The sequence below is a fragment of the uncultured Marinobacter sp. genome, from assembly GCF_913055835.1.
In the GTDB taxonomy this organism is placed as follows: Bacteria; Pseudomonadota; Gammaproteobacteria; order Pseudomonadales; family Oleiphilaceae; genus Marinobacter.
Genome location: NZ_CAJXKQ010000021.1, coordinates 56,111 through 67,570 on the forward strand (window position 1 = coordinate 56,111; position 11,460 = coordinate 67,570).

Here is an 11,460-nt window from a genome sequence, read left to right on the forward strand (position 1 = left end):
GATTAAGCCATATATCTGGTCAATTTTCAAACAGTCCGTCAATATTCAGGTAACCAGCCAGCATTTCCGGTTTCGATTGCTCCAGCCAGGGAAGAATACCCAGGCAGGGCGAGCCCATGTGGTTAACGAGGTAATTCAGAGTGTCCTGTTCGCAACTCATGGGCTCGGATTCGGTCCGATTGGCAACCCACCCTGCCAACCGCAGACCGTCACCCCTGATGGCTTCTGCCGTCAGCATGGCATGGTTGATACAACCCAGGCGGAGTGAGACCACCAGAATAACCGGCATGTTCAGTTGGCGGGGAAACTCCGAATAGGTTTCCCTGTCGTTAAGAGGGACCCGCCAGCCGCCCGCGCCTTCCACGAGCAGCAAGTCTGCCGGACGAATCTGCAAGCCACGACAAAACCCGACCAGTCGGTCAGAGGTTATATGACGCCCCGCCTGCTCAGCCGCTACGTGAGGCGCAATGGCCGGTTCCAGCGCTACCGGATTGATCAGCTCATAAGCCAGCGGCTCGGTAATAGCGTTCTGCAAAATCAGGGCGTCTTCGTTTCGAAGGCCTTCGGGCGTCCGGTCGCATCCAGATGCAATGGGCTTCATGGCCAGGGTGTGCTTCCCCATGGCCCTGGCCGCATGAAGTATGGCTGCGGATACCAGGGTTTTTCCAACCCCCGTGTCGGTACCCGTTACAAAGTAGGATTGCTTGGCCATTATTGTTTCCCGGTTAACGCGTCCTGTGGTTTCTGCCAGTAAATCCAGGCAGCCTCATAACTTGCCATAATAGTGCCGTCCGGCTCCTTCGGGTACTGCTTGCACATTTCCCGCAATCTCCCCGGTGCCGTAACCGCTCGTCGTCGGCCAGCCCCGCGGAAGCCCGCACCCAGATGACGAAGCTCACCTGCCAGGGCCATCGGTGAGTCGTAGGGAAGCCTGATGGTACGGTTTTCAACAACGGCACCCGGCAACTCCGCACGCACCTTGGCCTGCAAGGCAAGGTCTGTCTCGAAGCGGTTTACGTGCTGATGGCCAGGGTCCGCTGCGTGCCAGGCCGCTTTCAGCTCTCGAAGCGTGCCATCCAGCAGCGTGGAAACCATGAGAAATCCACCGGGACGCAGTATGCGCTGGCATTCCCGAAGCACTGCACGGGGGTCATCACACCACTGGATCATGAGATTACTGAACACCAGATCCACGCTGCCATCGGGTAAAGGCAAGTGCTCCGCATCTCCTACAATCCAGTTGATCCCTTCAGGCCCATTCTCGCGAGCCTCTTCCAGCATGCCAGGTGACAGATCAATCCCCACCAGCGCTTCAACGCGCCCGGAATTAGCGAACTTTCGGGCAAACCAACCGGTACCACACCCCAGGTCCAGGACGGTCGAATCGATGCGCTGGCTTTCACGGGACTGGAATTTTTGCAGCATGGTATTGCCCATAAAACGCTGCAGCCTGGAGGCGCTTTCATAGGTACCACTGGCTGTGCCAAAACCCCGGGCAATATCGGACTTGAGCGTTTCAGAAATGCCGGCGGCCGCGCCCCGAAAGCTCATGATGCCCATGACAATGCTTTCTGCGAGGCAAAGAACGCCTGAATCGCCTCCCAGCAATCCGACGCTGAACAGCCACCGGGCCAATGGGACATGCCAGGGACGACCGCATGCCCGCTTGTCCCGGGTAGCGAAAGATCCCGGGCCCTGGATCTGACCACAATGTCGTTTTCACCCATCACATGGAGGGCCGGCGTGGCGAGTGAATGCCATAACGCCCGCTGGTCCCCGCTCTCCAGCCACGCAAGACTCTTGCAGAGGTGTTCGTGAGAAACCAGGGTGCCTTTTTCCAGCCAGGGCTTGAGGCTCTGCCGTTCCTGCTGCTCTTTTGCGGCACCGTTGATCATCAATAACAGAAAATGCAGCCAATACCTCTGGGGGTCTCGCCGTATACCCTTGCTGAAAGCCCGGAAATCCCCTTCAGGCATACCATGGGGCCAGCTTTCATCGGCAACAAACTTCGGAAAACCACCAATCGTGATGGCACAGGATACCGCGCCGGTCTGCCGCGCGGCAGCCTCCATCACAACCTGACTGCCCAGAGACCAGCCCATCCAGACAGACGGCTGCGGATACAACGACAAAAGCTCATCAGTGACTTCCGAAAGGGAATGGCAACGGGCCAGCAACTCATCGTCGAGGGACACGGGCACCACCTCCCCGGGCCAGTACCCATAGAGTTCCGACAGCATCTCTGCGCGAACACCCCAGCCGGCGACCACCACCAGGCGCGGACAGACCCTGCCGGAACTCATATCGCCACATCCGTCTTTAGAATCAGATGACGGCAATCTGAAAGTGCTTTCAGCAGACAATCAAGATCCTCCCGGGAATGTGCGGCACTGAACGTGACCCGCAGACGCGCCTCGCCCACCGGAACCGTGGGCGGTCGAATCGCCGAAACCAGCAAGCCTCGTTCCTCAAGCGCCTGGCTCAGCGCCAGCGCATCGTGATTATCGCCAATCATAATCGGCTGGATCGGCGTCCGCGAGGGCATCAACTCATAGCCCATGGCAGAGGCCTCCCGCCGGAACCGGGATACCAGCTCCAACACATGATCACGGCGCCCCTGATCGCGTTCAATAAGATCCAGGCTCGACATGGTCGCCTTCGCAAGCGCCGGCGGCATCGCCGTGGTGTAAATATAGGTTCGGGCTTTCTGCACCAGATAGTCCATCAACATTGACGGCCCGGCCACGAACGCACCGCTGGTGCCGACCGCCTTGCCCAGGGTCCCAATCAGCACCGGTACGTCTTCCTCAGACAAACCCAACTCAGCAACACTGCCCCGGCCCTCGGGCCCCAGAACTCCAATGCCGTGCGCATCATCAACTACCAGCAGCGCATCGTGTGCCCTACAGACCCGGGCCAACTCCGCCAACGGCGCAACATCGCCATCCATGCTGAACACCCCGTCGGTGACCACCAGCTTGTGCCCGGAGGTCTCCACCAGCATCGCCTCCAGCGCCGCCACATCGCCATGGGCGTAACGCCGAACCCGGGCACGGCTGAGAATACAGCCGTCAATAATGGAGGCGTGATTCAGCCGATCCGAAAAAATCGTATCGCCCCGCCCAGCCAGCGCCGAAATAACCCCCATATTGGCCATGTAACCCGTGGAGAAAAACAGCGCTGAACTGCGCCCGGTAAACTCCGCCAGACGAAGCTCCAACTGGTGATGGGCATCATGATGGCCACAAATCAGATGAGAAGCCGCGCCCCCGAGCCCTGTCTCTGGAAGCGCATTACGGAGGGCCTCGATATTGGCAGGGTTATTGGCAAGACCAAGGTAATCATTGCTGCAGAACGACAGCAAAGGTTTGCCGTCCGCAATGAGAGAGGGCCGCTGGGGACCGGCTACATGCCGACGCGTCCGGTACAGACCGGCCTGTTTCCGCTCTTCAAGTTCAAGGGCAAAGTCCCGCACGGGCATCGCTCCAGGTTAACCGTTACGCTTTGAATCAGATTCAGTGCCATGAGGGCACCCGAAGGTTCTGGCAGGGTGCGGGCAGGGCTCTCCGGGATTGTAGAGGGCCATGGACGGCCCGAGACAAGCGCACAGGGAAGTGCTTGTAGCGTATCCCGGAGAGCCCTGCCCGTAGCCTGCTCCCCCGAGTTCAGCAACTCTTCTTAAACTCAGGCAGATTCCCGGGTAGCGTCATAGAACATGTGACGAGTCGCCTCATACTCCACGGCCTCGGCAATCGCCTCCTCTTCCTGCTCCTCGGAAGCACACTGCTCCCGCTGCTCAGGACGAATCCCCAGGCGCTTGAACAGCAACATATCGGCATCAGCCTCGGGGTTGGCGGTGGTCAGCAGCTTCTCACCATAGAAAATCGAGTTGGCGCCAGCCATGAAACACAGGGCCTGCATCTGCTCATTCATATTCTCCCGACCCGCGGACAGACGAACGTGAGACGCAGGCATCATGATCCGCGCTACCGCAATAATCCGGACGAACTCGAACGGATCCAGATCCTCGACATCCTCCAGAGGCGTACCTTTCACCTTAACCAGCATATTCACAGGCACACTTTCCGGATGGTGAGGCAGATTTGCCAGCTGGACCAGCAGCCCAACCCGGTCATCCTCATCTTCGCCCATGCCCATAATGCCGCCACAGCAAACCTTCATGCCGGCCTTGCGAACATTGTCCAGCGTATCCAGGCGATCCTGGTAGGTACGTGTGGTGATGATATGGCTGTAGTACTTCTCGGAGGTGTCCAGATTGTGGTTGTAGTAATCCAGGCCGGCATCGGCCAGCTCTGCTGCCTGTTCCTCTTTCAGCATGCCAAGGGTCATGCAGGTCTCAAGCCCGAGGGACTTCACCTGCTTCACCATGTCCAGGACGTAGGGCATGTCCTTTTTGGAGGGGCTGCGCCAGGCGGCACCCATACAGAACCGGGAAGCGCCCTTCTCTTTTGCGGCACGGGCCTCGGCAACCACTTTCTCGATTTCCAGTAATTTTTCTTTCTCAAGGCCGGTGTTGTAATGACCGCTCTGGGGGCAATACTTGCAGTCTTCCGGACAGGCGCCGGTCTTGATCGACAGCAGGGTGCTCACCTGCACCTCGTTGGGATCAAAATGCTGGCGGTGCACGCTCTGGGCACGGAAGAGAAGATCGTTAAAGGGAAGTTCGAAAAGCTCGCGGGCTTCCTGCAGTGTCCAGTCGTGGCGGAGTTCTGTAGCGGTCATGTAAAAGTCCTGTTAACCTTTCCCGGTCTCTGGGTTTACGGATGAATCAGATGATAAAGGGACTGAACTGGCTGTCAACCTTCACGGATAAAAAGGTTAACAGCGTAAAACATGGCGGACTCTGTGTCGCCTGCCTCTCCGCCAATGCTTTCAATGGCTTATGTCAGCCCTGCCGGGACGATCTACCGGTTAACCGCTGGCACTGTCGCTGCTGCGCCCTGCCCCTTGCCTTTCCATCCTCGGAACTGCTGTGTGGCGATTGCCTGAAGCACCCGCCACCATTCGATAGGTCATGCATACCCTGGAGATACCAGTACCCGCTGGACGGCATGATTGGCCGTTACAAATACAATGGCCAGCGCAAGTTCGGCCGACCGCTTATCTCGGATTTTGCCGGCTTTCTTGAAAAGTCATTGCACCATGGCGGTGCCACCAGGCCCGAGGTACTGGTACCTGCTCCAATGGATGCCAAACGGCGGCGCCAGCGGGGTTTCAATCAGGCCCAGGACATTGCCGAGACCATCGGGGCCCAACTGAACATTCCAGTTGCTCCCGGGCTGGTGCAGCGGGTCCGGCAGGTTCGGGCACAGCGAGAGCTGAACCGGGAGGCGCGGCTGGCGAATCTTCGCGGGGTGTTCGAGGTGACATCCACGGTGCCTGAGCGGGTGGCCATTGTGGATGATGTGGTGACGACGGGGGCGACGGTTCGGGTGCTGGCCTCGGTTCTTCGGGATGCCGGGGCTAGGGAGATTCAGGTTTGGGCTTTGGCCCGGACACCCGGTTAGTGCGACTAACCGCATTTACTTTGGAGCATTCGCCGGGAAAGGCCATTAACTCATACTTGGGAGCAAGCACCGGGCAGGCAGGCCCTCCCGGGATACGCTACAAGCACTTCCCTGTGCGCTTGTTTCGGGCCATCCATGGCCCTCTACAATCCCGGGAGGGCCTGCCTGCCCGGCGCCCGGACTGTTGAGTAAGTTGTTCAGTTCAGCTTTTTCTGCACAAAATCCGCGATTGCCAAGCAAGACGTCAATCCAGGCGATTCAATGCCAAAAAGATTAACCAGTCCCGTCAAACCGTGATCTTCCGGTCCATCAATTCGGAAATCCGCAAAGCCGCCGTCAGGGCCGGCCAGTTTTGGCCGGATACCGGCGTAGGCGGGTTGAAGTCGGGCCGGGTCAAGGTCTGGCCACCATTGGCGGATGCCGGTGGCGAAGGCTTCCTGGCGGTCAGGGCCAACGGTGTAATCTTCCTTTTCGATCCATTCCACGTCCGGGCCAAAGCGGGCCTGGCCGGCGAGGTCCAGGGTGAGGTGGACACCGAGGCCGCCGGGTTCTGGCACGGGGTAGATCAGGGTTTTGAAGGTTGTTCGGCCGCTGTAGCTGAAGTAGACGCCTCTGGCGAACCACTGCCGGGGTTTGTATTCATCAGGCAGACCGGCCCAGGTTTTTGCCAGTGGAACAGCGGCGAGTCCAGCGGCGTTGATGACGTTTTTCGCTTTCAGAGTCAGCGGATGGTCGCCTCCCACGCGAAGACGATGCCAGTGATCGTCCGATTCGGCGGCCACCACGGGTGATCGGAGAACGAGCTGGCCGCCAGCATCCTCGAGCTCACCGAGCAGTGAGAGCATAAGTCCATGGCTGTCGATGATGCCGGTTTCCGGGGACCAGAGGCCGGAACTGGCGCGAACTTCCGGAATCTCACGGGCGACCCTGTCTGCCTCATGCAGGGCTAGCTCCACGCCATTGCGGGCCGCAGCCGCTTGAATATCCCTGAGCTTGCCATTCTGCGATTCATCGGCAGCCACAATCCATTTGCCACACTTCCGGTGATCGATTTTGTGGGTTTGGCAATACTCGTATAGCCGCTCTCGGCCTGCAACGCACAGTTCCGCCTTAAGTGATCCCTCCGGGTAGTAGATGCCGGCATGAATGACTTCGCTGTTGCGAGAGGATATACCCTCACCAAACCGGCCCGCGCCTTCCAGCACAATGACCTCGTGGCCGGCTCTGGCAAGAGCGCGGGCAGTGGCGAGCCCAACGACGCCGGCGCCGATTACAACGGTTTGTGTTTCGAGCATTTCTTCTGGCACGTCCGCTTATCCCTAAACAACTCCCAATGAAAGAGCATACCCCATTCTCAAATTTCCCAGAAAAGTACCCTCATCGGGAACCATTACTACTAGTCAAGAGATACCAGTTATACTTGGGTCCAGTTTGGGATTAATGCCTTTTCCGTGACGCCTGTAGGGGCTCGGAGCTCCATGAAAACTGGTACCATCTGCAACCCATGAAATCCAAATACGACACAAGGCTCTGAAACGTTCCTTTATGACCCATGACCCATCACTTGCGGCATCCACCCACCCCTACGATTCCCTGACGCCGGATGTCATTCTGGATGCCATGGAGGAGGCCGGGTTCGCGGTAAGTGGCCGTCTGTTCGCACTGAACAGCTATGAAAACCGGGTTTATCAGGTGGGTCTGGATGAAGGCGCCCCGGTTATCACCAAATTTTATCGGCCGGGCCGATGGAGCGAAGCGGAAATCCGGGAAGAGCATGAGTTCACTCTGGAGCTTCTGCAAGCCGATGTTCCGGTAGTTGCCCCGATGAAACTGGCTTCCGGCGATTCCCTCGGGCGCCATGGCGAATTCCTGTTTGCCGTGTTTCCCCAACGTGGCGGGCAGGCGCCGGACACCAGTGTGACGGACACGCTTTACCGTCTGGGCCAGTGGCTTGGCCAGATCCACAACATTGGCGCCCTGAAGCCCTTTGCCCATCGCTCTGGCATGGATTTGCTGGAAGGCATTGAAGCCAGCAACCGGCTCCTGGTGGAAGGTGACTGGATTCCGGCGGATCTCAGGCCCGCCTGGGATAGCCTGATTCCTGACCTGCAAAGACTTTGTGCCGCACGGATTGATGAAGCCGGCCCGGTGGAAACCCTGCGACTTCATGGCGACTGTCATGCCGGTAATATCCTGTGCCGGGACGAGCAGATGCTATTCGTGGACCTGGACGATTGCCGCACAGGCCCTGCTATTCAGGACATGTGGCTGCTCCTTAACGGCGACGACGTAGAGCGGGGCGCCCAGCTTGGAGAACTGCTGGAAGGTTACGAGATGTTCCGTGATTTCAATCGCCGTGAACGCCATCTGATTGAGCCCTTGCGCTGCTATCGACAGATCGCGCACTGCGCCTGGCTGGCAAAACGCTGGGACGATCCTGCTTTTCCGCGCTTTTTCCCCTGGTTCGCCCAGCCACGATTCTGGTCAGACCAGATTCTCTCCCTCCGGGAACAGTTATCCGCCCTGCAATCTCCCGCCATCACGGTGCCGGGGCAATACTGAGTAACACTTTACATTCAATTGATTTGAGGTAGGCATGAGCCAGAATGAGGCCCGTTACACTGTCCGAAGCCTGATCGTAACCGCCCTGGTCGCGGTGATCGGCACTGTTCTTGCGCTGGAAATGAGCGGCAAGATCAGCCACAGCGAGAACAAGGATCACATGCCGGTTGGTGACTTCCAGGCCATTCATGTGACCGAGGACAATCCGTTCCGCATGTCGCCCAAGGCATCGGAACTGCATGCGGTCTGCGAAAATGGCTATCTGGCGATTGCCGCCGATGTGGACCCGTCATTCCGGGGCATTCTGGTGGACTACAAGAACCGGGGTGTGCGCTGCTCCCGGCCGTCACCGACAGGGCCTGCCGTTCCACCCACCCCCGAGGCACCCGACTCCAATGGTTAAATCCCGAAAGCCGTCGGAGGCCCCCGAGCAAGTAACGGACCGGCTGTTTGCCACAGAACGCCGGCCAGAGGATTTCCGGTTCGACGCATCGGTAGCCAGGGTTTTCCCGGACATGATTCGTCGTTCTGTTCCGGGCTACACTACCATCATTCCGATGATTGAGGTCATCACCGAACAGTACGCCCAACCCGGCTCCCACTGTTACGACCTGGGCTGCTCCCTTGGCGCCTCAACCCTGGCGATGCGCCACGGCATTTCCCATTCGGATTGCGTCCTCGTTGGCGTGGATAACTCCAGCGCCATGATCGAACGCTGCGAGCACTACATTGCCCTGGACGACTGTGCCCTCCCCGTCACCCTCAGATGCGAAGATATCCTGGACACTGAACTCAGCAACGCTTCGGTGACCACGCTGAATTTCACGTTGCAGTTTGTGGATCCGGAAAAACGGGCCAATCTTCTCAAGCGAATTGCTGACGCTACTCTTCCGGGCGGCGTTTTGATTCTGTCAGAGAAAATCCGCTTTGAGTCCGAAGACGAACAGGCCATTCAGACCCGACTGCACCACGAATTCAAACGCGCCAACGGCTATTCGGATCTTGAGATCAGCCAGAAGCGCACCGCCATCGAACAGGTACTGATCCCCGAAACACTGGTGGCCCACAGGGCTCGACTGCTCGCAGCGGGCTTCAATGATGTGGTGGTGTGGTACCAGTGCTTCAACTTTGTTTCCATGCTCGCCATCAAGGCTGACAAAACCATCGAATGACCATGGCAGATTTTGACTGGAAAGCCCGGTTTGGGCCCATCATCAATGAACTCGCGGAAGATGGCCTGGAGCACTGGGCCACTTTGCTCCGGCAGCAACTGGTCCACCGCTTCGAAGACCGCCCCCATGGCGATCTGGATCGCTGGCAGACGGCTCTTGACCGCCTGCCTGACCTCGATCAGGTGGAAGCGACGCTGGACCGCTCTGCGGTTACCCTGTATTCCTCGCAGCAAATGAGCACGGCACAGCAGGAACAGCTGGAGCTCGGACTGCGCGGTCTTATGCCCTGGCGCAAAGGGCCCTTCGATTTTTTCGGCACCTACATTGATACCGAGTGGCGCTCCGACTGGAAGTGGGACCGGGTTTCGCCCTACCTTTCAGACCTCTCTGGCCGCCGGATACTGGATGTGGGCTGCGGCTCCGGGTACCACTGCTGGCGCATGTTGGGGGAAGGAGCCGGTCGGGTGATCGGTATTGATCCCGGACTCCTGTTCCTGTTCCAGTTCTTCAGCGTCAAGGATTACCTGGGCGATGTTCCTGTGGACCTGTTGCCGATCCGGATGGAGGATCTGCCCGCTGATCTTGAAACCTTCGACACCACCTTTTCCATGGGCGTCCTTTACCACCGGCGTTCGCCGCTGGATCATCTGCTGGAGCTCAAGGGAACACTGCGCCGGGGTGGCGAACTGGTTCTGGAAACCCTTGTAGTTGAGGGCCCTGAAGGATTCAGCCTGATGCCCGAGGATCGCTACGGGCAGATGCGCAATGTCTGGTTCCTGCCCACCTGCGACACCCTGCTGCGCTGGCTCGACCGTACCGGTTTCCGCAATGCCCGGGTAGTGGATCTAACCGAGACGACCACCAAGGAACAGCGCAGTACTGACTGGATGCGCTTTAATTCCCTGCAGGACTTTCTGGATCCGGACGACCCATCAAAAACAGTGGAAGGCTACCCCGGACCACTTCGGGCCACCGTGATCGCCGAGAAGCCCTGAACACAAAAAAACCGCCGTGCCTTTCGGCAGGGCGGTTTTTTCCTCTGTCAGCGATTACTCGCCGAACGGATGACGGAGCGTGATGGTTTCAATACGATCCGGACCCGTAGAAATCACGTCGATTGGCGCTTCGATCTGTTCTTCCAGGAAACGGATGTAGGCCTTGGCGTTCTCCGGCAACTGATCGACGCTGGTCAGGCCAACCGTGCTTTCACTCCAGCCTGGCAACTCCTCGTACACCGGCTCGATGTCCTTGTAACTGTCGCAACCAATGGGCGGCCGGAAAATTTCACCGTTCGGTGTTTTGTAACCGACACACACCTTCACGGTCTCGAGCCCGTCCAGAACATCGAGCTTGGTCAGACAGATACCGGACACACTGTTGATCTGGATAGCATGGCGCAGGGCGACCGCATCAAACCAGCCACAACGACGGGAACGACCGGTGGTGGTGCCCACTTCGTTGCCCTTGACGGCCAGGTGCTTGCCCATATCGTCAAACAGTTCGGTCGGGAACGGGCCGGAACCCACCCGGGTAGTGTAGGCCTTGGTGATACCCAGCACATAGTCCAGATACAGCGGACCAAAACCGGAGCCGGTAGCGGTGCCGCCAGCGGTGGTATTGGAGGACGTCACGTACGGATAGGTACCCAGGTCGATATCCAGCAACGAGCCCTGAGCGCCTTCGAACAGGATGTGCTCTCCGCGCTTGCGGTAGTCGTGCAAAATATCGGTTACGTCTGCGGCCATGGGCAGGATTTCCTCGCCCATCTGCTTGAGTTCTTCCAGGGCCGCATCGATATCCTCGGCCTCTTCCTTGAAGTACTCGGTGAGAACGAAGTTGTGGTACGACATGATTTCCCGCAGCTTGATCTCGAAATCGGCGGGGTTGCACAGGTCGCCCAACCGAACACCCCGGCGGGAAACCTTATCCTCATATGCAGGGCCAATTCCCCGGCCGGTGGTACCAATCTTGTCATTGCCACGGGCACGTTCGCGGGCCTGATCAATACGCACGTGGGTGCGCAAAATGATCGGACAAGCCAGGCTGATTTTCAGGCGGTCACGAACGGCAACACCGTTAGCCTCCAGCTCCCGCACTTCTTTCAGCAGGGCTTCCGGCGACAGTACTACACCGTTACCGATGAGGCACTGGACATCCTGCCGCAGTATGCCGGACGGAATCAGGTGCAGAGCCGTCTT

The 11,460-nt window shown here is 58.5% G+C and carries 12 protein-coding genes; 5 read left to right on the forward strand and 7 right to left on the reverse strand.

What is annotated here, in order from left to right:
- Positions 1-19 precede the first annotated feature (19 nt).
- The 5 genes from bioD to bioB all read right to left on the reverse strand — a co-directional run bounded on the left by bioD (position 20) and on the right by bioB (position 4,743).
- Complete coding sequence (gene bioD, locus QZ534_RS12440; protein WP_296934786.1) at positions 20-712, reverse strand: dethiobiotin synthase; 693 nt, start codon at positions 710-712, stop codon at positions 20-22.
- Complete coding sequence (gene bioC / locus QZ534_RS12445) at positions 712-1,560, reverse strand: malonyl-ACP O-methyltransferase BioC (RefSeq protein ID WP_296934787.1); 849 nt, start codon at positions 1,558-1,560, stop codon at positions 712-714. Before bioC ends, bioD begins: the two co-directional genes overlap by 1 nt.
- Complete coding sequence (locus QZ534_RS12450) at positions 1,548-2,303, reverse strand: alpha/beta fold hydrolase (RefSeq protein ID WP_296934788.1); 756 nt, start codon at positions 2,301-2,303, stop codon at positions 1,548-1,550. The genes bioC and QZ534_RS12450 overlap by 13 nt, the downstream gene beginning before the upstream one ends.
- On the reverse strand, positions 2,300-3,475 hold the full coding sequence (gene bioF / locus QZ534_RS12455; protein ID WP_296934789.1) for an 8-amino-7-oxononanoate synthase: 1,176 nt from the start codon (positions 3,473-3,475) through the stop codon (positions 2,300-2,302). Before bioF ends, QZ534_RS12450 begins: the two co-directional genes overlap by 4 nt.
- 209 nt (positions 3,476-3,684) lie before the next feature.
- Positions 3,685-4,743 (reverse strand): biotin synthase BioB, encoded by a 1,059-nt coding sequence (bioB, locus tag QZ534_RS12460; RefSeq protein ID WP_296934790.1) that lies wholly within the window; start codon positions 4,741-4,743, stop codon positions 3,685-3,687.
- Positions 4,744-4,784: 41 nt separating this feature from the next.
- Between bioB and QZ534_RS12465 the strand changes: the two genes are divergently transcribed.
- Entirely contained in the window at positions 4,785-5,528 is a 744-nt protein-coding gene (locus QZ534_RS12465) for a ComF family protein (protein WP_296934792.1), read from the forward strand.
- Positions 5,529-5,725: 197 nt separating this feature from the next.
- Here QZ534_RS12465 and QZ534_RS12470 read toward each other — a convergent pair whose 3' ends face one another.
- Positions 5,726-6,823, reverse strand: coding sequence for an NAD(P)/FAD-dependent oxidoreductase (locus tag QZ534_RS12470; protein ID WP_296934800.1), 1,098 nt, complete (start codon positions 6,821-6,823; stop codon positions 5,726-5,728).
- A gap of 250 nt (positions 6,824-7,073) precedes the next feature.
- Between QZ534_RS12470 and QZ534_RS12475 the strand changes: the two genes are divergently transcribed.
- From QZ534_RS12475 to cmoB, 4 genes are read left to right on the forward strand one after another with little or no spacing between them, the layout of a single operon-like run.
- On the forward strand, positions 7,074-8,090 hold the full coding sequence (locus tag QZ534_RS12475; protein ID WP_296934793.1) for a serine/threonine protein kinase: 1,017 nt from the start codon (positions 7,074-7,076) through the stop codon (positions 8,088-8,090).
- A 34-nt stretch (positions 8,091-8,124) separates the two neighbouring features.
- Positions 8,125-8,493, forward strand: a complete 369-nt coding sequence (locus tag QZ534_RS12480; protein WP_296934794.1) for a kinase — start codon at positions 8,125-8,127, stop codon at positions 8,491-8,493.
- A complete protein-coding gene (gene cmoA, locus QZ534_RS12485) occupies positions 8,486-9,262 on the forward strand; it encodes a carboxy-S-adenosyl-L-methionine synthase CmoA (RefSeq protein WP_296934795.1) in 777 nt (258 codons plus the stop codon). The genes QZ534_RS12480 and cmoA overlap by 8 nt, the downstream gene beginning before the upstream one ends.
- A 2-nt stretch (positions 9,263-9,264) precedes the next feature.
- Positions 9,265-10,257 carry a tRNA 5-methoxyuridine(34)/uridine 5-oxyacetic acid(34) synthase CmoB gene (gene cmoB / locus QZ534_RS12490; protein ID WP_296934796.1) on the forward strand — a complete coding sequence of 331 codons (993 nt, stop codon included), beginning with the start codon at positions 9,265-9,267 and terminating at the stop codon, positions 10,255-10,257.
- A gap of 54 nt (positions 10,258-10,311) precedes the next feature.
- Here cmoB and QZ534_RS12495 read toward each other — a convergent pair.
- On the reverse strand, positions 10,312-11,460 hold a 1,149-nt coding region (locus tag QZ534_RS12495; RefSeq protein WP_296934797.1), incomplete at its 5' end, for an adenylosuccinate synthase.

What these genes read in the sequence shown, in the direction of transcription:
- bioD (WP_296934786.1), bottom strand. Translation starts at nt 712, where the DNA reads ATGGCCAAGCAATCCTACTTTGTAACGGGTACCGACACGGGGGTTGGA.
- bioC (WP_296934787.1), bottom strand. Translation starts at nt 1,560, where the DNA reads ATGGGCATCATGAGCTTTCGGGGCGCGGCCGCCGGCATTTCTGAAACG.
- QZ534_RS12450 (WP_296934788.1), bottom strand. Translation starts at nt 2,303, where the DNA reads ATGAGTTCCGGCAGGGTCTGTCCGCGCCTGGTGGTGGTCGCCGGCTGG.
- bioB (WP_296934790.1), bottom strand. Translation starts at nt 4,743, where the DNA reads ATGACCGCTACAGAACTCCGCCACGACTGGACACTGCAGGAAGCCCGC.
- QZ534_RS12465 (WP_296934792.1), top strand. Translation starts at nt 4,785, where the DNA reads ATGAATCAGATGATAAAGGGACTGAACTGGCTGTCAACCTTCACGGAT.
- QZ534_RS12470 (WP_296934800.1), bottom strand. Translation starts at nt 6,823, where the DNA reads ATGCTCGAAACACAAACCGTTGTAATCGGCGCCGGCGTCGTTGGGCTC.
- QZ534_RS12475 (WP_296934793.1), top strand. Translation starts at nt 7,074, where the DNA reads ATGACCCATGACCCATCACTTGCGGCATCCACCCACCCCTACGATTCC.
- QZ534_RS12480 (WP_296934794.1), top strand. Translation starts at nt 8,125, where the DNA reads ATGAGCCAGAATGAGGCCCGTTACACTGTCCGAAGCCTGATCGTAACC.
- cmoA (WP_296934795.1), top strand. Translation starts at nt 8,486, where the DNA reads ATGGTTAAATCCCGAAAGCCGTCGGAGGCCCCCGAGCAAGTAACGGAC.
- cmoB (WP_296934796.1), top strand. Translation starts at nt 9,265, where the DNA reads ATGGCAGATTTTGACTGGAAAGCCCGGTTTGGGCCCATCATCAATGAA.